Source organism: Agromyces larvae, assembly GCF_022811705.1.
Lineage (GTDB): Bacteria > Actinomycetota > Actinomycetes > Actinomycetales > Microbacteriaceae > Agromyces > Agromyces larvae.
In genome coordinates, this window is sequence record NZ_CP094528.1 from 1,416,158 (window position 1) to 1,435,221 (window position 19,064).

General features: G+C 70.6%; 19 protein-coding genes and 2 tRNA genes. 7 read left to right on the forward strand and 14 right to left on the reverse strand.

Going from position 1 to position 19,064, the window contains the following annotated elements; genetic code table 11:
• Nucleotides 1-164: 164 nt before the first annotated feature.
• From MTO99_RS06555 to MTO99_RS06575, 5 genes are all read right to left on the reverse strand, one after another.
• Nucleotides 165-875 carry a hypothetical protein gene (locus MTO99_RS06555; protein WP_243557993.1) on the reverse strand — a complete coding sequence of 237 codons (711 nt, stop codon included), beginning with the start codon at nt 873-875 and terminating at the stop codon, nt 165-167.
• The gene (locus tag MTO99_RS06560; RefSeq protein WP_243557994.1) at nt 863-2,500 is read right to left on the reverse strand and encodes a serine/threonine-protein kinase; all 1,638 of its coding nucleotides are present in this window, start codon (nt 2,498-2,500) and stop codon (nt 863-865) included. The genes MTO99_RS06555 and MTO99_RS06560 overlap by 13 nt, the downstream gene beginning before the upstream one ends.
• The gene (locus MTO99_RS06565; protein ID WP_243557995.1) at nt 2,500-3,597 is read right to left on the reverse strand and encodes an FHA domain-containing protein; all 1,098 of its coding nucleotides are present in this window, start codon (nt 3,595-3,597) and stop codon (nt 2,500-2,502) included. Before MTO99_RS06565 ends, MTO99_RS06560 begins: the two co-directional genes overlap by 1 nt.
• A complete protein-coding gene (locus MTO99_RS06570; RefSeq protein WP_243557996.1) occupies nt 3,594-4,445 on the reverse strand; it encodes a PP2C family protein-serine/threonine phosphatase in 852 nt (283 codons plus the stop codon). Before MTO99_RS06570 ends, MTO99_RS06565 begins: the two co-directional genes overlap by 4 nt.
• Nucleotides 4,446-4,552: 107 nt before the next feature.
• Nucleotides 4,553-5,590 carry a TerC family protein gene (locus tag MTO99_RS06575; RefSeq protein ID WP_243557997.1) on the reverse strand — a complete coding sequence of 346 codons (1,038 nt, stop codon included), beginning with the start codon at nt 5,588-5,590 and terminating at the stop codon, nt 4,553-4,555.
• A gap of 211 nt (nt 5,591-5,801) precedes the next feature.
• Between MTO99_RS06575 and MTO99_RS06580 the strand changes: the two genes are divergently transcribed.
• Both MTO99_RS06580 and MTO99_RS06585 read left to right on the forward strand, forming a co-directional pair.
• Nucleotides 5,802-6,530 carry a TIGR00645 family protein gene (locus MTO99_RS06580; protein WP_243557998.1) on the forward strand — a complete coding sequence of 243 codons (729 nt, stop codon included), beginning with the start codon at nt 5,802-5,804 and terminating at the stop codon, nt 6,528-6,530.
• A 280-nt stretch (nt 6,531-6,810) separates the two neighbouring features.
• Complete coding sequence (locus tag MTO99_RS06585) at nt 6,811-7,878, forward strand: IS1249 family transposase (RefSeq protein ID WP_243558879.1); 1,068 nt, start codon at nt 6,811-6,813, stop codon at nt 7,876-7,878.
• Between the two features lie 109 nt (nt 7,879-7,987).
• On the opposite strand, the gene MTO99_RS06590 is transcribed toward MTO99_RS06585, so the two are convergent.
• Together MTO99_RS06590 and MTO99_RS06595 are read right to left on the reverse strand one after the other, a co-directional pair.
• A tRNA-Glu gene (locus MTO99_RS06590) sits at nt 7,988-8,063 on the reverse strand.
• An 83-nt stretch (nt 8,064-8,146) separates the two neighbouring features.
• On the reverse strand, nt 8,147-9,163 hold the full coding sequence (locus tag MTO99_RS06595; protein ID WP_354002517.1) for a diacylglycerol/lipid kinase family protein: 1,017 nt from the start codon (nt 9,161-9,163) through the stop codon (nt 8,147-8,149).
• Here MTO99_RS06595 and MTO99_RS06600 point away from each other — a divergent pair.
• Nucleotides 9,110-9,751 carry an MBL fold metallo-hydrolase gene (locus tag MTO99_RS06600; RefSeq protein ID WP_243558000.1) on the forward strand — a complete coding sequence of 214 codons (642 nt, stop codon included), beginning with the start codon at nt 9,110-9,112 and terminating at the stop codon, nt 9,749-9,751. The two genes, MTO99_RS06595 and MTO99_RS06600, sit on opposite strands and share 54 nt — an antisense overlap.
• Nucleotides 9,752-9,763: 12 nt before the next feature.
• On the opposite strand, the gene MTO99_RS06605 is transcribed toward MTO99_RS06600, so the two are convergent.
• Nucleotides 9,764-12,223, reverse strand: coding sequence for a transglycosylase domain-containing protein (locus MTO99_RS06605; protein ID WP_243558002.1), 2,460 nt, complete (start codon nt 12,221-12,223; stop codon nt 9,764-9,766).
• Between the two features lie 151 nt (nt 12,224-12,374).
• Between MTO99_RS06605 and MTO99_RS06610 the strand changes: the two genes are divergently transcribed.
• A complete protein-coding gene (locus tag MTO99_RS06610; RefSeq protein ID WP_243558003.1) occupies nt 12,375-12,920 on the forward strand; it encodes a hypothetical protein in 546 nt (181 codons plus the stop codon).
• A 64-nt stretch (nt 12,921-12,984) separates the two neighbouring features.
• Here MTO99_RS06610 and MTO99_RS06615 read toward each other — a convergent pair whose 3' ends face one another.
• Both MTO99_RS06615 and MTO99_RS06620 read right to left on the reverse strand, forming a co-directional pair.
• The gene (locus tag MTO99_RS06615) at nt 12,985-13,563 is read right to left on the reverse strand and encodes a hypothetical protein (RefSeq protein ID WP_243558004.1); all 579 of its coding nucleotides are present in this window, start codon (nt 13,561-13,563) and stop codon (nt 12,985-12,987) included.
• Nucleotides 13,564-13,731: 168 nt separating this feature from the next.
• Nucleotides 13,732-14,391 (reverse strand): hypothetical protein, encoded by a 660-nt coding sequence (locus tag MTO99_RS06620; protein ID WP_243558005.1) that lies wholly within the window; start codon nt 14,389-14,391, stop codon nt 13,732-13,734.
• Here MTO99_RS06620 and MTO99_RS06625 point away from each other — a divergent pair.
• The 3 genes from MTO99_RS06625 to MTO99_RS06635 all read left to right on the forward strand — a co-directional run bounded on the left by MTO99_RS06625 (nt 14,390) and on the right by MTO99_RS06635 (nt 15,736).
• The gene (locus MTO99_RS06625; RefSeq protein ID WP_243558006.1) at nt 14,390-14,755 is read left to right on the forward strand and encodes a hypothetical protein; all 366 of its coding nucleotides are present in this window, start codon (nt 14,390-14,392) and stop codon (nt 14,753-14,755) included. The genes MTO99_RS06620 and MTO99_RS06625 overlap by 2 nt on opposite strands.
• Nucleotides 14,756-14,848: 93 nt before the next feature.
• Nucleotides 14,849-15,307, forward strand: a complete 459-nt coding sequence (locus MTO99_RS06630; RefSeq protein ID WP_243558007.1) for an anthrone oxygenase family protein — start codon at nt 14,849-14,851, stop codon at nt 15,305-15,307.
• A 45-nt stretch (nt 15,308-15,352) separates the two neighbouring features.
• Entirely contained in the window at nt 15,353-15,736 is a 384-nt protein-coding gene (locus MTO99_RS06635; protein WP_243558008.1) for a hypothetical protein, read from the forward strand.
• 10 nt (nt 15,737-15,746) lie between these two features.
• Here MTO99_RS06635 and MTO99_RS06640 read toward each other — a convergent pair whose 3' ends face one another.
• The 4 genes from MTO99_RS06640 to MTO99_RS06655 form a co-directional block, all read right to left on the reverse strand.
• Complete coding sequence (locus MTO99_RS06640) at nt 15,747-15,944, reverse strand: helix-turn-helix transcriptional regulator (RefSeq protein WP_243558009.1); 198 nt, start codon at nt 15,942-15,944, stop codon at nt 15,747-15,749.
• Nucleotides 15,945-16,140: 196 nt separating this feature from the next.
• A tRNA-Gln gene (locus MTO99_RS06645) sits at nt 16,141-16,212 on the reverse strand.
• A gap of 220 nt (nt 16,213-16,432) precedes the next feature.
• Complete coding sequence (gene gltX / locus MTO99_RS06650; protein WP_243558011.1) at nt 16,433-17,947, reverse strand: glutamate--tRNA ligase; 1,515 nt, start codon at nt 17,945-17,947, stop codon at nt 16,433-16,435.
• Nucleotides 17,940-18,980 carry a LysR family transcriptional regulator gene (locus MTO99_RS06655; protein ID WP_243558013.1) on the reverse strand — a complete coding sequence of 347 codons (1,041 nt, stop codon included), beginning with the start codon at nt 18,978-18,980 and terminating at the stop codon, nt 17,940-17,942. The genes gltX and MTO99_RS06655 overlap by 8 nt, the downstream gene beginning before the upstream one ends.
• Nucleotides 18,981-19,064 lie beyond the last annotated feature (84 nt).

Here is a 19,064-nt window from a genome sequence, read left to right on the forward strand (position 1 = left end):
GGACGGCGGAGCGGAGGCCGACCTCCGAACCGGGCTTCAACCTAACACGGTGACCTGAACCCCCCAAACGGGGAGGGCTCCCCATGACCTCGGGCGACGGTCGAGCGACCGCGACCGCGACCGCGCCGGCACCGGCGGTGGCCTGCTCGGCGACGAGACCGCGATCAGCGCGCCTCGGGTTCGGCCCGGTCGAGCAGGTGCAGGTCGGCGACGCTCACGAGCCGAGTCGCGACCGCGTACTCGACCAGCCGTGCCCGGCGATTCGTCGCGAGCCGCCCCCGGCCCCCGCGCAGGCCGTCGACACCGAACCGGTCGAGCTTCTCGCACACATTGTCGAGCTTGCGATTGAAGGTCGTCATGCTCCAGCCGAGTCGCGCCGCCGCCTCCGCCGACGAGGGGACCGTCGCCCGCCCCGCCGACGGCTGGCGCAGCACCGGTTCGGCCAGCGCGAGCACGAGCAGGCGCTGGCTCGGCGTGAGCGAGATCGGCATGATCGTGGTGCCGTCGACGTCGGTCTCGGCCGTGAGGGTGGTCGCGTAGAAGTCGGACTCGGCGTGCACGGTGAAGTCGTAGGTCGTCGCGCCGGCGCTGAACATCACATGCAGCGTCGGGAACACGATCGGCAGGCGTGCGCCGGGGCCGAGCCAGGCCTGCACACTTCCCGTGGCATCCGACACCGTCGCCGAGAGCAGCTGGCCGACGTTGTGCAGCCACCACAGTCCGTGCTCGGCCGCGAGCGTGAGGAAGGTGCGGTGCAGGTACGGATTGTCATCGATCACCAGGTCGGCCTCGCGCCCGATGCCGAACGGCCGGTCCGGCTGGACCGTCGTCCACTCGCCGCAGAACTCCACCCGGAGCGGGGTCATGGCGTGCATGCGCGCACCTCGTCGGACGTCTTGCTGCCGCGCTGCACGCGGACGTCGATGCAGACGGTCTGCCCGGGTGCGAGCCCGTCCACCGTGATCTGCGGCCCCTCGGCCACCTGCATGCCGCCCGAGCCGTCGGCCCGCGTCCAGCGGTAGAGGTCGCCGTCGGCAGCGGCGTCGTGCGACACCGCGAAGGTCGCGACGGTGCCGTCGGCCGAGAGCACGCCGGGGGCGACGTCGGGTACCGGCACGGCCTGTTCGACGACCGCGTCCTCGCCTGGGGCTTCGGTCGCCTCGTTCTGCCGGCCGGTCGGGTTCATCACCGAGAACACGATGCCGATGACGACGGCGGCCGCGACGACGACCGCCGCGACGATGCCGACGACCAGCCCGGCCCGCGACCGCCGAGAACGCTCGGGCGGCGCGGTCTTGGTGCGCACCACCGTCTCCTCGTTCGCGACGCGACCGGCGTCCGACGACGGCTGGCTCCGCGCCGGACGCAGCACGGTGCGCTCGTCGACCTCGACGGCGGGCTGCGCCTCCACGCGCTGGGGCGTCCGAGCCCGAGTCGCGTCCGCGTCGGCGGCCGGCGGCGCGACCGGTGCGACCGGCACCGCCTGCGCCTGCACGGTCTGCACCGCCCGAGCCCGAGTCGCCTCCTCGCCGGGGCCGCCGGATCCGCCGCCCGGCTCGGCGTCGGACCGTGGATCGTGCTCGACGAGCGTCGGCACCTCGATCGAGGTCGCCGCGTAGCCCAGCTCGAGCTCGACCCGCTGCAGCGCGCGGGCGAACTCGACCGCGCTCTGGTACCGGTCGTCGCGCCGCACGGCCATGCCGGTGCGCAGCACGTCGACGAGACTGCGCGGCACGTCGAGCCGGTCGATCGGCGTGATCGCGCCGCGTTCGATGCGGCCGATGAGATCGAGGGTGCCGTTCGAACGCCCCGGGATCTCGAACGGCGACCGCCCGGCGAGCAGCGTGTGCACGGTCGCGGCGAGCGCGAACACGTCGCTGCGGGTGTCGGGGCGCGGGTCGTCGTCGAACAGTTCGGGCGGCGACCACGGCACGCTCATGCCGACGGCCGACCGGCCCGTGCCGGTGCCGTGCAGGTCGCCGATGGTCATGGTGTGCGTCGGCAGCTCGCCGTCGAGCGTCGACGAGATGCCGAAGTCGGTGAGCGCCGGCCAGCCGTAGTCGTTCGTGAGCACGTTGGCGGGCTTGATGTCGCGGTGCAGGATGCCGGCGGCGTGCGCGGTCGCGACGGCGCCCGCGAGCCGCACGCCCGTGCGCAGCGCGTCGTCGACGGCGAACGGCGTCTGCTTCAGGCGGGTGGCCAGGCTCGGACCCGAGCAGTACTCCATGACGAAGTACGGCCGCCCGTCGGCGGCGACGTCGGCGTGGAAGATCGTGACGATATAGGGATGCGCCGACAGCTGCGCCATGAGGTTGGCCTCGGCCACGAACTGGGCGCGCGCGTCGCCCGCGAGGTCCTCGGCCAGCAGCACCTTGACCGCCACGCGACGTCGCGGCAGTCGCTGCTCGTACAGGAACACATCGGCGAACCCGCCGGATCCGAGCGGTTCGATGAACCGGTATCCGGGCAGCTCGGGAGGCGATGAGACCGGGCGATGCATCAGCCTGCCTCCACCGCGAAGCTCCAGCCGCCGCCGAGGTCGACGACGGTGCCGATCAGCACGGGGGTCGGTTCTCCGGGCCGCAGCTTCACCGGTGGCCGACCGGGCTGCAGCACGTTCGTGCCGTTGCGCGAGTGCAGGTCGGTGACCACGACGGTGCCGCCCTCGAGCCCCACGCGCACGTGGCTGCGCGAGATGTCGGGGTCGCCGGCGCCGAGGGTGATGAGTCTGGGGAGCCGGGTGCCCGCGGCGCGGTTCACGCTCGGCGAGCGACCGAGCACCACGTCGCCGGCGAGCGGCTCGACCGCGCCGCCGGGGAGGCGCAGGCGCACGGCGGGCGCGGGCTGCGGTGCGGCGGGCGGCGCGGCGGGCTGCGCGGATCGGTCGAGATGAGCGGATGCCTCGCGGCGCAGCTCGGCGGGCGAGGACACCACGACCGTGGCGCCGTCGTGCTCGCCCCCGAACGACGTCGGCACGATCTGCTGCGGTGCGGTCGGGCCGGCCTGCGCCGGCTGCTGGGCCGCGCCGGGTCGGCGCAGAGCCGACCGATCGATCACGATGGTCGAGTCCTCGACCGCGTCGTCGGGCTCTGGCTCGGGCTCGGGCTTCAGGGTGTGCTGCGGCGGGCTCGACGGCTGCGCGCCGGTCGCGGCATCCGTCTCTTCGGCGGATCGCACGCCGGCCGCGAACACGACGGCCTCGCGGATCGGCCACACGCTGCCGCCCGCGCCCGCACCCCCGCCGGCGCCTTCGCCGAACGCCTCCCACGCGACATCCGCCTCGATCGTCTGCTCGAGCCAGGCGGTCTCGGACGTCGCGCGGATCGTCCGCCCGTCGGCGACGACCGCGCAGCCTGTGCGCACCGCGACGCGACGCGCGCCGCCGGGCGCGCCGCCGACCACCAGCGCGAACGGCGGCATCGACTCGAGTCCGTCGCGCGCGAATCGGCCGAGCACGGCACCGTAGGGGTCGGCCTCGCCGAGCGCGGCCCACAGCTCGACGATCGCGGCGTCGTCGCGGCGCGGCAGGAGCAGCACCGCGTCGCCGCGGACGACGGCGAGCCAGTCGCCCGCACCCGGGCGGTACCCGAACATCATGCGCCGGCCTCCGGCCGCGGGGCGGTGGCCTCGTCGGGACGGTCGCGGGTGGTCTCGTCGTCGCCGGCGGAGACCGAGCCGATCTGGGATTCGATGACGACCACCGAGACATTGTCGCGGCCGCCGCGCGCCACCGCGGCGTCGACGAGTTCGCCGGCGCTGCCGTGCGCTCCGGCGGCGAGGATGCCCGCGATCTGATCGGCGCCGAGTTCTTTGGTGAGCCCGTCGGTGCAGAGCAGGAACACCTGCCGGCCCGTCGCGGGCAGCAGCCACACGTCGGGATCCACCCAGTCGTCGGCGCCGAGCGCCCGCGTGATGACGTTGCGATCGGGGTGGCGCTCGGCCTCGTCGGCCGAGATCACCCCCGCGTCGACCAGCTCCTGCACCGCCGAGTGATCGACGCTCACCTGCTCGAGCCGTCGGCCGTCCCACGCGTAGATGCGCGAGTCGCCGACGTTGAACGCCATCCAGCGCAGCCCCCCGGCGTCGCCCGCGTCGACGAGCGCGACGCCCGCGAGCGTGGTGCCGGCGACCGCGGTGCCCTCTTCGCCCTCGGCGCTCAGCGCCCGCACCGCCGTGTTCGCGGTGTGGATCGCGTCGAGCACCTGCTCGGGCCGCACGGGCGCGCCGAAATCGAGGTGTCGGCGGAACGTGTCGAGCGCGGCGCGGCTGGCGGCGTCGCCGCGCGCATGGCCGCCCATACCGTCGGCGACGACGTAGACGGGCGCCTCGGCGAGCACCGCGTCTTCGTTGACCTGCCGCACGCGGCCCACATCGCTGCGGGCGCTGTGCGAGAGCACGGCCGACTCATCGGGCAGCGACATCGTGCCCTCGTCGTCAGTCGCCACCGACCACCTCCGCCTTCCGCATCCGGTCGATCCTGCCCGCGCTCGCGCGGGCACTCCACCGTACCAAGGCGCACGATCGGCGACGGACGACGGTGCACAGGCACCCGTCAGCGGTCGCGCCGACTGCCGTCGTCGGTGAAGTGCGGCACCTCGTCGAGCAGCCGGTTTCCGCGCCGTTTCGCCTCGACGCGGGCCTTCACGAGGCTCGCGACGGTCGCGACGGCCATCGCCGCGATGATGACGCCCAGCGACATCCACGTCGAGATCTCGGGCGCCCACTCGATGTGCTCGCCGCCGTTGATGAACGGCAGCTCGTTCACGTGCAACGCGTGCAGCACCAGCTTCACGCCGATGAACGCGAGGATGAACGCGATGCCGTACTTCAGGTACTCGAGTCGTTCGAGCAGCCCGCCGAGCAGGAAGTAGAGCTGCCGCAGGCCCATCAACGCGAACACGTTGGCGGTGAACACGATGAACGCCGAGTGCGTGATGCCGAAGATCGCCGGGATCGAGTCGAGCGCGAACAGCAGGTCGGTGGTGCCGATCGCCACGAACACGATCAGCATCGGCGTGAAGAATCGCTTGCCGTCGATCGTCGTGCGCAGCTTCACCCCGTCGTACTCGTCGGTGAGGTTCACGCGCTTGCGGAGCATCCGCACGATGAAGGTCTCGCTGTCGTCGTCCTCGTTGTCGCCGCGCACCTGCTGGATCGCGGTCCAGACCAGCCACGCGCCGAAGATGTAGAAGATCCAGCTGAAGTTCTCGATCAACGAGGCCCCCAGCAGGATGAAGACCCCGCGCAGGACGAGGGCGATGATGATGCCCACCATCAGCACCTCCTGCTGCAGCTTCCTCGGCACCGAGAACCTCGCCATGATGATGACGAACACGAACAGGTTGTCGATGGAGAGGCTGTACTCGGTGAGCCAGCCCGCGAGGAACTGACCGCCGTGCTCGGCATCGCCGAGCAGGAACATCAGCCCGGCGAAGACGAGCGCGAGCGCGACGTAGAAGACCACCCAGAGGGTCGACTCCTTGAACGAGGGGACGTGCGGCCGCTTCAGGACGAGCAGCAGGTCGCCGGCGAGGATCAGGGTGAGGACGACGAGGGATCCGACTTCGAACCAGACGGGGAGTTCGAGCACAGGCGGCCTTTCAGGGTGAGTGGGTACGGCGAGGACCCGAACGTCTCTCCCTGTCGCGCATCGTCTGCGCCGCCACGCCCGGAGCGCCGACACTGGCGCTCGTACTGACGATCGTGGCCGAGGCGCTCGCCCCGCGGGATACTCCCCTTCGCTTCGCAGGAGTCTAGCGGACAGCGGCCCCTAGGCTGGAGGCCCCCAGAGAAGGAGAACCGTGAGCGCCCGTACGACGCCCCCGTCCCCCGTTCCCCCGGCCGCCCCCGTGCACCGAACCGCCCCCTGGGGCCGTGCCATCGGCGGCCTCATCTTCACGAGCCGGTGGCTGCAGGCGCCGCTCTACCTCGGCCTGATCGTCGCGCAAGCGATCTACGTCGTGGTGTTCATGGTCGAGCTGTGGCACCTCGGCGAGGACGTGCTGCTGCACGCCGCCGAGATCGACGAGGCGAAGATCATGCTCGCCGTGCTCGGGCTCATCGACGTCGTCATGATCGCGAACCTGCTCATCATGGTGATCATCGGCGGCTACGAGACGTTCGTCTCGCGCATCGGCGTCGACGGGCACCCCGACCAGCCCGAATGGCTCTCGCACGTCAATGCGAACGTGCTGAAGGTCAAGCTCGCGATGGCGATCATCGGCATCTCGTCGATCCACCTGCTGAAGACCTTCATCGAGGTCGGCGGCATGACCGACTCGGGCGTCACCGAGGGCGACGAGAAGTACACGCCCACCGGCGTCATGTGGCAGGTGATCATCCACTGCGTGTTCATCCTGAGCGCTCTCGCCCTCGCGCTCATCGACCGCATGAGCTACCACCGGGCCGCACCGCACGAGATCCACGACGGCGTCGCCGTGCCGTACACGCCCGACCCGGTCGACGAGCTCGCCGAGTTCGAGGCATCGGCCCGGCTGGAGGCGGCCGGAGCGGGAACCGACCGCCGCTGAGGCGGTCGTCGAGGTCGGCTCTCCTCAGGCGGGCCGGCCTCGATGCCTCGGGGCGGATGTCGCGGGCGGATGCCTCGGGGCGGATGTCGCGGCCGGATGCCTCGGGGCGGATGTCGCGGCCGGATGCCTCGGGGCGGATGCTCCGGGGCGCCGCCCCCGGGTTATAGGCAAGAACGTGTGGATGGGATCTTGATCTCGCGGCGGAATCACGCGGCAGCACGAGTATTGTCATGGTCCGCGACCCTTAGTCGTGAACCATCCCTCGAATCAGACGCGCTGCATGGTATGCGGATCGTTGCTCGTGAAGAACGGGACGACCGCGGCCGGAACGCAGCGGTGGCGGTGCCGGGACTGCGGGGCCTCCTCCGTACGGCGACGTCCGGATGTCACCAGACGTGAGCAGTTACGCCGGTTCCTGACCTGGCTGACGGGCAAAGCATCTCAGGCCGAGCTCGGCGGCGGTACTGGACGTTCCTTCCGTCACGACACCGCCTGGTGCTGGGACCTTCAACCCCGCATGCCGATCACCGGTGAAGTCCATGACGCGGTCCTCGTCGACGGCGTCTGGGTCGGGTCCTGGTGCCTCCTGATCGCGCAATCCTCGACCGGGACCGTGATCGCCTGGCAATGGGCCGCAAGCGAGTCCACTGCCGCGTGGGAAGCCCTGTTCACCCAGATCCCACCACCGACCGTGGTCGTCACCGATGGGGGCTCCGGGATCCGTTCCGCACTCGCGCGAACCTGGCCAGACACCAAGGTCCAACGCTGTATCTTCCACCTGCAGATGAACGTGACCCGCGAACTCACACGCAAACCACGCCTGCACGCCGGCAAAGCACTCCGACAGATCGCGCTCGCCCTGACCGATGTCCACACGGTCGATGACGCGATCACCTGGCGGCTCACGCTCGAAGCCTGGTGGCAGAAATACGGGCACCTCACCCGAGAACGCAGCATGTACGACAACGGCCAGTTCGGGTACACCCATCACCGGCTCCGCAAAGCCTGGGTGATCCTGCACCGCGCCGCGCAAGCCGGACACATCTTCACCAACCTCGAGCACGGCAACCCAAGAGCAACCTCACGCTTGGAAGGCCTGAACTCCCAGATCCGCAACCTCCTCCGCCACCACCGCGGCATGCCGATCGAACACCGCCGAAGGGCCGCCGAATGGTTCCTGCTCCTCCACGAGATCCCCATCGATCAAGCACACAAGCACGCCCACCAGCCCGCACCGAAACACGTCGAACCACCGACAGAAGACCCCATCGGACCCGCACTCTACGACACCGCCCTGAGCGCCGAAGAAGGCCTCTGGACCCGCTCAGGATGGGCAGGCAGAACATGACACGCCCGACACCATCCACACGTTCTTGCCTATAAGCCCCGCCCCCGCACCGTGTCCTGATACGACGAAAGCCCTCGCTCGCGCGAGGGCTTTCAGCCGATGTCGCTGTTGGTGACCCCAGCGGGATTTGAACCCGCGCTACCGCCGTGAGAGGGCGGCGTCCTAGGCCGCTAAACGATGGGGCCGTGTCTTCGGAACTCAGTTCCGTTTCAGCAACTCGAAGAGTATGGCACAGTTCAGAGCACGTTCCAAATCGAGCACGGGCCCCTCAGACGAACACCCGAAGGGCCCCCGGCACCACCTCGATGTCGACCGGCAGCGACCCGATCCGCTCGCCGTCGGCGTACGCGATGGCGTCGTCGGATTCGAGCCGGACCCGCGTCGCGGTGCGGAACTCGACCGCCGGATGATCGACGTGCGTACCCGCGAAGACCTTCGGGAACACCCGCAGCAACCGAAGTCGGCTGAGGGGGTGCACGATGAAGACGTCGAGGAGGCCGTCGGAGAGGTCGGCATGCGGCACCACCCGCATGCCGCCGCCGAGCGAGACGTTGTTCGCGACCGAGACGAGCATGGCCCGCTGTTCGCGTCGCTCGCCGTCGATGGTGATCGCGTACCGACGCGGGCGGAACGTGGCGAGCTCGCGCAGCAGTGCGAGGGTGTACCGGCTCGGCCCGCGGGGGCGGGTCATCCGATTCGCTCGTTCGTTGACGATCGCATCGAAGCCGGCCGAGAGGATGCACGCGAACCAGGTCGTCGTGCCCCCGTGCTCGACGCGCGCCGCATCGACCGAGCGCGGCTCGCGCCCGAGCGCGGCGACGAGCGCCTCGGTGGCCGCGCCGGGATCGTCGTGGGGCAGGCCGAGTCCGCGCGCGAGGTCGTTGCCGGTCCCCGCGGCGACGACGCCGAGCGGCACCCCGGTCCCCGCGACGAGATTCGCCCCGAGCGAGACCATGCCGTCGCCGCCGACCACGATCACTCCGTCGGCGCCCTGCGCGAACGCCGACTCGGCCTCGCGGCGAAGCAGTTCGAAGTTCGCCTCGCGCAGCATCTGCACCCGGTGGCCCTCGTCGACGAGGCGGGCGACGACCGCAGGGCCGACCGCACGGTTGCGGCCGAACGAGGCGAGCGGATTGACGGCGACGATCAGCCGTCGCGGATGGCGGGTCACGGAGAGATCATCGCAGGCGGACGGGTTGCATCGCGCATCGGAGCGGTGTTGGCTCGGCGTATGCGCCTCACCAAGCACGAACACGCCGCGCTCGAGATCGTCGAGAACGGGCACCGCCTCTTCATCGATCCGGGCAAATTCACCACCCCGGTCACCGAGGCGGCCGGCACGGTTGCCGTCGTGCTCACGCACGAGCACGACGACCACTGGACCCCCGATCAGCTGCGGCGCATCCTCGAGCAGAGCCCCGGCGCACGCCTGTTCGGCCCCCGGGGCGTCGTGCGCGCCGCCGGCGCGGAGGGCCTCGAGGTGCAGCAGGTCGAACCCGGCGACGAGGTCGAGGTCGGACCGTTCCGTCTGCGCTTCTTCGGCGGAACCCACGCGGTGATCCATCCGTCGATCCCCGTGATCGACAACGTCGGGGTGCTCGTGAACGAGACGCTGTACTACGCCGGCGACTCGTTCGTCGCGCCCGGCGTCCCCGTCGAGGTGCTGGCCGCGCCTGCGGCCGCGCCGTGGATGAAGATCAGCGAGGCGATGGACTACGTGATCGCGGTGTCGCCGCGTCGCGCGTTCCCGACGCACGAGATGCTGCTCGCGCGCGCCGGAAAGGACCTGTCGAACGCGCGCCTCCGCTGGGCGACCGAGCAGGTCGGCGGCGAGTACGTCGCCCTCGAACCCGGCGACACCCTCGATCTCTGAGCCCGGGGCCGCTCAGCCGCCGCGACCCCCGCCGCCGCGGTCGCCGCCACCGCCACCGCCGCGGTCACCGCCACCGCCGCCACCGCCGCCGCCGTCACCGCGGTCGCCCCCGCCGCCGCGGCCGCCGCCGTTCCCGGGGTCATCCGCAGGCGGCAGGTCGCCGACCTCGGCCGGCGTGGCGGGCGCGGTCGTCTGCTCTGGTGCCGGCGTGTACTGCTGGAACCCGTCGGCACGCCCGACGACCGGGCCGGGACCGAGCTCGCTGAACTCTCCCCCGCCGTACTTCGCCGCCGCGACCGACATCACGATCGGCCACATCCGGTGTCGTGCCGTCGCCGCCTGCCCGCTGGCGAACGAGATGCCGCGCTGGTTGGCGTCGCCGGTCACGCTGACCACCGCGGCGGCCGTCGCCACCCGCGTGCTCGCGCCCACCATCCAGGTGTCCTTCGCACCGTCGGTCGTGCCGGTCTTGCCGATCAGCGGGACGCGCGGCGAGGTCGCCGCGTTCGACGCACTGCCCGTGCCGCTCGACATGACGCGCCGCAGGCCGTAGTGCATACCGGCCGCCACCTCGGGCACGACCGCTTGGGTGCAGGTCGACTTCGGCGGGGCGATCTCCTGGCCGTCCTTGCCCACGATGCGGTCGATCGCGATCGGCGAGCACGACACGCCGTTGTTCGCGATGCCCGCGAACGCGATCGCCATGCTGAGCGGGGCGACCTCGTTGGTGCCGATCACCGCCGACGGGACGTGGAGCAGCGGGTCGCCGTCGGCGCGGTGCACGCCGAACGCCTCGGCCTTCTGGGCGATGCCGCACTGGTCGAGCAGCTTCGCCATGCCGAGGAACCCGGTGTTGATCGATCCGATCGTCGACTCGAGCGCGCTGTAGTTGGCACCGGCCTCATTGGCGTCGTTGCGGGGATTCCAGCCGGCGTCGGCGACCTGGGGGCCGAGGCAGCTGTCGCGGAACGCACCCCAGTTGCTCTTGCGCCGCGAGTCGACGCGCTCGCTCAGGCCGTGCCCCTCCGCGAGCCACTGCGCGAGCGTGAACACCTTGTACGAGGATCCGGGCTGGAACCCGCTGGAGCCGCCGTAGTCGTAGTCGGTGTTGTAGTTGATGCCGGTGTACTCGGGGCGACCGGCGACGACGGCGGGGTCCTGGCTGTACTGCTTGTTCTGCGCCATCGCCAGCACGCGACCGGTGCCGACCTCGACGCTCGAGATGACCCCGCCGACATCCCAGCCTGGGTACACCTGCGGAACGTTCTCGGCGATGGCGCGTTCGGCGGCGCCCTGCAGGTCGAGATCGAGCGTGGTGTAGATCTGGTAGCCGCCGCGGCGGAAGTTCAGGAACCGCTCCTCGGCGTCGTCGCCGAACGCCGGGTCGTTCTCGAGGATCTGGGTGACGTAGTCGCAGAAGTACGCCGAGCCCCCAGCCGTCTGGCAGCCGGTGCTCGGTTCGGTGATCACCGGCTGGATCGGCGTGGCGACGGCCTCGTCGTACTCGGCCTGCGTCACCTTGCCCTCGTCGAGCATCTTCTCCAGCATGTAGTCGCGGCGCAGCAGCGTATCGGCGTACCCGTTGGCGGCGCCGTTCGTCTCGCTCTCGGGCAGATCGAGGCGGAACTTCTGCGGGTTGTTCACGATCGCCATGAGCGCGGCGGCCTGCGCGAGCGTCACATTCGCGGCGGACGTCGAGAAGTAGTAGTTCGCCGCCGCCTCGATGCCGTAGACGGTGCCGCCGAACCCGGCGATGTTCAGGTAGCCGAGCAGGATCTCGTCCTTGCTGTACCGCTTCTCGACCCCGATCGCGAGGCGCATCTCCTTCAGCTTGCGATCGATGGTGGTCTCGGTCACCTTGTCGTAGCAGGCGAGGCGGGCCTCGTCGAGCTTCGCCCGCTGCTCGTCGGCCGAGAGCTCCTCCTCCTCGGCCTCCTCGCTGAGCCGTGCGCCCGCGTCGCGTTCGCACTCCTGCACGCGCACGTTCTTCACGTACTGCTGGGCGATCGAGGAGCCGCCCTGCGTCTGCCGGCCGGCGGCCGTGGTCAGCGCCGCGCGCACCGTGCCCTGCAGGTCGATCCCGCCGTGGCTGTAGTACCGGGGGTCCTCGCCGGCGACCGCGGCATCCTTCACGTACTGGCTGACCTGATCCCACCCGACCTCGACGCGGTTCTGGTCGTAGAACGAGGCGAGGTGCACCGGCGTGCCATCGGAGCTCATCGCATAGATGTCACTCTTCTCGCTGAGCTCGCCGATCTCGAGGTAGCCGGGCAGGTTATCGAAGATCGAGATCGTGCTGGATGCGGTGACGCCCACCATTGCGAGTCCCGGTGCCGCGGCCGTCACGACGAGCCCCGCGGCGGCGGCGCTCGCCAGCAGCAGTCCGAGGACGCCCCCGAGGATGCCGCCGGGTGTCCTCGTCTCGGCGAAGTCGCGGTTGCGCTTGTTGCGCGGCTTCGTCGGACGGGCCATGCGCACCTCCCCCGGTGGATCTGTCGGCACGGGACGCCGGCGAGCGTCCGCGGCGTCCTCCTCCATGCAACATCAGCGGGGGCGGCTTGTCCAGCCGTCGGAGGGCGGGGCCGGCGTGACGGATGCCGCGACGGAGGTGTACCGTCACGGCATGGGGGACGCGCAGGGGGCGCGTGCGACCGAGCCCGCGGTCGGGCGCGGCAGCGCCGGTGCGGCGCGCACGTTCGTCGACGTCGCCTTCACCGACCACGGCGTGCACGGCGTGGTGCTGGTGAGCGCGCTGACCGCGATCGGGTGGCACTTCGACACCGACCTCGAGGTGCTCGGGTTCATCGTGGGGTCGGTCGTCGTGCTGTGGCTCACGCATGTGTACGCCGCGGTCGTCGCCGGGCGACGCACCCCCGCCGGACGCGGGATCGCGCTCTGGCGGGCGGTGCTCTCGGCGGCCGCGCACACGGCAGGTCTGCTGCTGGCCATGCTGCTGCCGGTGTTCTTCCTGCTGCTCGCGGTGATCGGCCTCGTCGACGAGTACGTCGCGTACTACCTCGCCCTCTGGGTCGGCGTCGCCGAGCTCGCGGTGATGGGCTGGCTGAACTCGGCCCGCCCCGGCAATCCCTGGTGGATGCGCACGCTGGGCGCGCTCGTCACGGCCGGCTTCGGCGTTGCGGTCATCTGGCTCGGCACGCTCGTGCACTGACACGCTCGTGCACTGAATCGGATGCCTCGCGCGCGAGCCCGCGGCATCCGACCGCCCTGGTCGTCTACGCTCCCGTGCCCGCTCGACGCACCGCGTCGCGGAGCCCGTCGAGCGCGACCGGATCGACCAGTTCGCGTATGGCGGTGAGGCTGATCGACGACGCGCCGAGATCCTCGAGGGTGCGCTTCGGGAGCACCCAGAACCGCCACGGCCGCAGGTCGAGCGGGTCGTAGGCCTCATGGCTCGTCGAGGTCTGCACGGCGAAGACGTAGACGTCGCCGCGATGGGTGGCCACGCCCGAGTATCCGGTGCGCGGATGCCACGACTGACCGCGCAACCCGGTGAAGACGATGCGCGCGAGCTGACGTTGATCCCACGCCTGCAGGAAGGCGGCGGATTTCACCACGATCGCCAGATCCTCCCAGCGGAGGTCGACATCGTCCCACTCGACGCGCGTGGCGCGCATGCCCAGTGCACGGGCGACGAGGAACTCGGCCAGCAGGGCGCGAACCGTGTTCGTGCGCAGATCGGGGGCGGCGTAACGCCAGAAATCGATGACCTGCGCGTTTAATCCGACGAAGTCCTCATCGCCGTCGAGGGCGGGCAGGGCTGTCGGGACCAGCCAGTCGATCTGCTGCTGCATTCCCTGAGGATAGCCAGGCGGGTCACCCCCGGTCTGCCCCGCAACAGGGGGCAATCGCGGGTGCGAGGCATCCGATGCTCGCGATCGTGGAACGCCGAAGAGGCGAGGCGCCCGCGTCGCGGTCGCCTCGCCTCCCCGGGGATCCGTTTCGGAGTCCGGGCGTGACGGTCAGCTCTTCAGGAAGACCGGCTCGCCGCCGTACTGGCTGAACGGGTTGTCGTCGAGGGCCGACGGGCCGGTGTAGAGGATGCCGCCGATCTGGTCGCCGCCGTCGACCCACGCGCCGACGACGCAGCTCGTGATGCTCTCGGTGCCGGCGTCGAACTCCTTGGAGAAGGACTCGCTGGGGCAGTCGTCCCAGCCGATGACCGAGACTTCCTGGGCCGGCTGGCCGGTGACGGTGGCCGGGATGAAGCTGGTGTAGTCGGCATCGAAGGCGATCTCGGCACCGTCGATCTTCCGCTGCTCGAACTGGAGCAGCACGACGTTGTACCCCTTCAGCTGCGGGATCTCCGCGACGAGCAGGTCGACCTGCGCGGGAGTCGCCGGGGTGCTGCTCAGCAACCGGGCCTGGATCGTGGCGGACGCGTCGTCGTAGTTCACGAACGTGTAGGTGAACCACTCGCCGTTCTCGATGACGTCGCCGGGCTGGGCGACCCCGCCGGCCGTGGCATCGGTCGAGATGTCGGTCGACTCCTCGGTCTCTTCGGTCTCGGCGGGCGCATCGACGACCTTCTCGGTCGGCTGCGGGGTCGGCAGCGTGATGCAGCCCGTGAGGCCGAGGCTGAGCGCTCCAGCGAGCACGACGGGCAGGACGATCTTCTTCATGCTTGGTTTCTCCTGTGACTTCGAGACCTTCGTCGGCGACGCAGTGGCGAACGCCATCGACGAGACGACCGCGGTCGATTCGTCGGGCGTGGGGCTGTCCACTCGGGAGCTGCCGCATCGGGGCGTCGTCGGCGAGGGCGCGAAGGTCGAATCCGCTCGGCCTGGGACTCCCTGTGCGTCGGACGTCGATGCGGAACCCAGCGCGCAGCCCCGCTCCGGCATCCAGCGCGCGACAGCATCGCGAGCGTATCGGGTGGTGACGGCGGTGGCGACGGGGACGACTCCCCATCGACTCGACGGCTCCGGTCACGATAGGAGTCGGCGGCGCGACCTCGCCCGCGGAGAGTCCGTCCGCGCCTGGTGAGGCGTCGTCATCCGCCACGAGTCGGCCGTGGGCGGCGGTGGCTCGCGGCGGGGAACGGCCGCGGTGGGGGCGCGGTGCCGTACATTGCCCTACGTGGACCTGTCCGACATCCTCGCAGCCATCGGTATCGTCCTTCTCGCGCTCGGCGGCGGGACGTTCTGGTCGTTCTCGACCGGCGTGATGCCCGGTCTGGGCCGTACCGACGATCAGACGTTCGTGTCGTCGATGAGATCGATCAATCGTGCCGTGGTGAACCCGCTGTTCCTGTTGCCGATCTTCCTGCCGCCGCTGCCGCTGGTGTGGGCAGGTCTCATCGACCTGGATGGCCCGCGCGGATGGTTGCTCGTCGCTGCCGGCGTCGTCTTCTTCTGCGGAGCGGTCATCGTGACCGTCGGCGGGAACGTCCCGTTGAACACCGCGCTGGAGCAGTCATCGTCGTCTCCATCCGCTTCGCGCGTCGCGTTCGAACGCCGCTGGAACGTGTTGAACGGGGTGCGTTCGGTCTCGTCCGTCGCCTCGATCGTGCTGGCGGTGCTCGCGCTTGCAGTCTGAGCCTCGAGCTCGCGGTTCTTCGGCGGCGCGTTCGTTGGCGAGGATGTGCTGGATCATTCGGTCGCAGCGGCCGACGGTGAGCTGCTCGAAGCGCACAGCGCCGTACCGGGGAACGATGATCTTCCGCGCGGCGGTCTCGTCCGCCTCGAAGGTCGAGAAACTGAGGCTTCCCGCCTGCGCCCTGCTGCGAACTTGTTCGAGCCCGAGTTCGACGCCTTCGGCGATCGTGTTGCGCGGAGTGAGTCCGCTGCCGCCGCCGGCACTGAAGCGGGCGGCCTTCCGCTCGAGGTCCGCGCGCGCCTCTTCTTCGGTGTCGCCGCTCGCGCGCAGCCGCTGCAGGGCGCCGCTGTCGTCTCTGGTCGCTCCGCGGGCCTGATAGCGACCGCTGGCGAGGCGCGTGACGCTGACCGCGCCGAGCTCGCCGGGTGAGGTTCGGGGCCTAGCCATGTCGCTGGTCCCCCACCCATCTGAGGACATCGGCGAGCTCGTAGCGCGCATGCCGACCGAGGTTCAGGAACGGCGGGCCGGCGGGCGTGAGCCGCCAGTCCTCGAGCGTGCGTTCCGGGAGCCGCAGGAGCTCCGAGAGGTCGTGCTGCGTGAGGAAGGAGGGAGCCGTCTGCGTCGTCGTCTCGTTCATGCACACGAGGTGCGCGCGACAGGTCCGCAACCAGCGGGATGCCTCGTGGCTGGCTCGTCGCGACCAGTACAACCGTTCGCAGATGGGAGCACGACGAGGGTTTCTGGTCCCGTTTCTGGTCGTTCGACCTCGATCGGGACGGACGAGAAGGATGGGCAAAGGGTGACTTCGCCGCGGAATCCTGCGCCTCTTACAGCTGGGGTACCTGGACTCGAACCAAGAACAACTGAACCAGAATCAGCCGTGTTGCCAATTACACCATACCCCAATGGCCCTGAACCGCGTCCCGGGCCGACAAGTAACTCTAGCCCACGGCGTGGCACCGGCCAAATCGAGCGAGGCTCGATTCGGGAGACGGCGAGGGCGGCGTCGAAGGCGGGTCACCAGGTCTCGAAACGCGTCCGACCCCGCCGGGCGCTCCTCGACCAGCCAGCCACCAGCGCACCCAGCGAGCCGCCAGCGCGGCCGCCCGCGTCAGCTCAGCCGCGTCAGCCCAGCCGCGCCTGCAAACCCGCGATCCGCTCGAGCGAGTCGATCTTGCCGAGGATCTGCATCGACTCGAACAGCGGCGGCGACACGCGTCGGCCCGACACGGCGACCCGTACGGGCGTGAACGCGACGCGCGGCTTCAGCCCGAGGCCGTCGATGAGCGCGGCGCGCAGCGCCTCCTCGATCTCGGCCGTCGCCCACGACTCAGCAGGCACCCGCTCGAGCGCATCGGCAGCGGCGGCCAAGACCGAAGGCGCGTCGGCCGGCAGCGACGCCACAGCTGCGTCGTCGTACGTCAGCCCCGAGGCATCCGTGAACAGGAAGCCCAGCATGCCGGGCGCCTCGCCGAGCAGGCCGATGCGCTCCTGCACCAAGGGCGCAGCCGACGCGAGGATCGCCTCGTCAGCCGCCGAAAGCGGCCCCGAGACCACGCCGGCAGCAGCGAGGTACGGAACGACGCGGGCGGCGAAGTCGGCGGGGTCGAGCAGGCGGATGTGGTCGCCGTTGATCGCCTCGGCCTTCTTCTGGTCGAAGCGGGCGGGGTTCGGGTTGACGTTCGCCACGTCGAAGGCGGCGACGAGCTCGTCGCGGCTGAACACGTCGCGGTCGGCCGAGAACCCCCAGCCGAGCAGCGCGAGGTAGTTGAGCAGCCCTTCGGGGATGAACCCGCGGTCGCGGTGGTGGAAGAGGTTCGATTCGGGGTCGCGCTTGCTCAGCTTCTTGTTGCCCTCGCCCATGACGTACGGCAGGTGGCCGAAGCGGGGCACGAAATCGGACACGCCGATGTCGATGAGCGCCCGGTAGAGGGCGATCTGGCGCGGCGTCGACGAGAGCAGGTCTTCGCCGCGCAGCACGTGGGTGATGCCCATGAGCGCGTCGTCGACGGGGTTCACGAACGTGTAGAGCGGCGCGCCGTTGGGTCGCACGACGACGAAGTCGATGGTCGAGCCGACCGGGAAGTCGATGCGGCCGCGCACCAGGTCGTCGAACCCGAGGTCGACCTCGGGCACCCGCAGGCGCAGCGCGGGCCGGCGCCCTTCGGCGCGGAAGGCGGCGCGCTGCTCCTCGGTCAGCGTCCGGTCGAAGTTGTCGTAGCCGAGCTGCTTGGCACGCCCGGCCGCCTCGTTGCGGGCGTCGATCTCCTCGGCGGTGGAGTAGCTCTCGTACAGGTGGCCGGCGGCCTTCAGCCGCTCGATGAGGTCGGCGTAGATCTCGCTGCGCTGCGACTGCCGGTACGGCGCGTGGGGGCCGCCGACGTTCACGCCTTCGTCCCAGTCGAGGCCGAGCCAGGTGAGCGCGTCGATGATCTGCTCGTAGCTCTCTTCGCTGTCGCGCGCGGCGTCGGTGTCTTCGATGCGGAATACGAAGGTGCCGCCGGTGTGGCGGGCGTACGCCCAGTTGAACAGGGCGGTGCGGACGAGCCCCACGTGCGGGGTGCCGGTGGGCGACGGGCAGAAGCGGACGCGGACGTCGCTGCCGGTGGCGGTGGTCGTGGGGTGCGCGGTGTCAGACATCGCTTCCCATCGTATCGAGCACGCCGGCGGCACCGATCGCGCCCGCGGCATCGATCGACCCGGCTGGATCGACCGCCCCCACCGTCGGGCGCGCGGCCTCCAGCGCGCGCATCGCGGCGGCGACGGCGGGCACGCGCGCGCCGCCGCGGGCGGTCACCAGGTGCAGCGACCGTTCGTCGCCTCGGGCGGTGGGCCGGGTGACGACGCCGGGATGCCGCGGCGAGGCCGCGAGCGCGAGCCCGGGCAGCAACGCCACTCCGAGCCCCTCGGCGACCATGCCTTCGACGGCGACGAAGTTGTCGGTCTCCACGACGATGCGCGGCACGAATCCGGCGTCGTCGGCGAGGTCGAGCAGGTGCCCGCGGCAGCGGGGGCATCCGGCGATCCACGGTTCGTGTGCGAGGGTCGCGAGGTCGACGACCTCGTCGGTCGCGGCCGGATGCTCCGCCGGCAGCACGACCCGTACGGGCTCGCGCCCGAACTCGTGCACGTCGAGCCCGCGCGCACTCTCGCGGTGCGGATCGTCACGGTCGCCGGGGTAGCTGAACGTCACGGCGAGGTCGGCCCGGTCGGCGCGTACCGCGGCGACCGCCTCGGGCGGCTCGGCTTCGACGTAGGTGACGGTGAGCCCCGGATGCGTGCGGCCGAGTTCGGCGATGAGCCGCGGCACGAGGGTCGCCGATGCCGACGGGAACGCGACGAGCCGCACCCGCCCGGCGCGCAGGCCCCGCAGGGCCGCCAGTTCGCCCGCAGCGGCTTCGAGGGCGGTCGCGACCGCGTGCGCGTGCCGGGCGAGCACCCGGCCGGCTTCGGTCAGGCGGATGCCGCGGCCCGCGCGCTGCACGAGGACGACGCCCGTTCGTTCCTCGAACCGCCGCAACTGCTGGCTCACCGCGGGCTGGCTGTAGCCGAGCGCCGTCGCGGCCGCGGTGAGCGAGCCGTGTTCGGCGATCGCCCGGACCACGCGCACGGTCTGCACGTCGATCGCGGCGAGCAGATCGGCGACGAGTTCGTCGGTCGTGGCATCCGTCATCGCTGAATCATAATGGTGCGTTATTCGAACCATCGAATGCCTGCGGTTGTCGAATGGAACCTCTCCCCCCGAAACTGATCGCAT

Coding starts and splice junctions, on each gene's coding strand:
- MTO99_RS06555 (WP_243557993.1), bottom strand. CDS start 875: ATGCACGCCATGACCCCGCTCCGGGTGGAGTTCTGCGGCGAGTGGACG.
- MTO99_RS06560 (WP_243557994.1), bottom strand. CDS start 2,500: ATGCATCGCCCGGTCTCATCGCCTCCCGAGCTGCCCGGATACCGGTTC.
- MTO99_RS06565 (WP_243557995.1), bottom strand. CDS start 3,597: ATGATGTTCGGGTACCGCCCGGGTGCGGGCGACTGGCTCGCCGTCGTC.
- MTO99_RS06585 (WP_243558879.1), top strand. CDS start 6,811: ATGGTATGCGGATCGTTGCTCGTGAAGAACGGGACGACCGCGGCCGGA.
- MTO99_RS06600 (WP_243558000.1), top strand. CDS start 9,110: ATGCGCCTCACCAAGCACGAACACGCCGCGCTCGAGATCGTCGAGAAC.
- MTO99_RS06605 (WP_243558002.1), bottom strand. CDS start 12,223: ATGGCCCGTCCGACGAAGCCGCGCAACAAGCGCAACCGCGACTTCGCC.
- MTO99_RS06610 (WP_243558003.1), top strand. CDS start 12,375: ATGGGGGACGCGCAGGGGGCGCGTGCGACCGAGCCCGCGGTCGGGCGC.
- MTO99_RS06615 (WP_243558004.1), bottom strand. CDS start 13,563: ATGCAGCAGCAGATCGACTGGCTGGTCCCGACAGCCCTGCCCGCCCTC.
- MTO99_RS06625 (WP_243558006.1), top strand. CDS start 14,390: ATGCTTGGTTTCTCCTGTGACTTCGAGACCTTCGTCGGCGACGCAGTG.
- MTO99_RS06620 (WP_243558005.1), bottom strand. CDS start 14,391: ATGAAGAAGATCGTCCTGCCCGTCGTGCTCGCTGGAGCGCTCAGCCTC.
- MTO99_RS06640 (WP_243558009.1), bottom strand. CDS start 15,944: ATGAACGAGACGACGACGCAGACGGCTCCCTCCTTCCTCACGCAGCAC.
- gltX (WP_243558011.1), bottom strand. CDS start 17,947: ATGTCTGACACCGCGCACCCCACGACCACCGCCACCGGCAGCGACGTC.
- MTO99_RS06655 (WP_243558013.1), bottom strand. CDS start 18,980: ATGACGGATGCCACGACCGACGAACTCGTCGCCGATCTGCTCGCCGCG.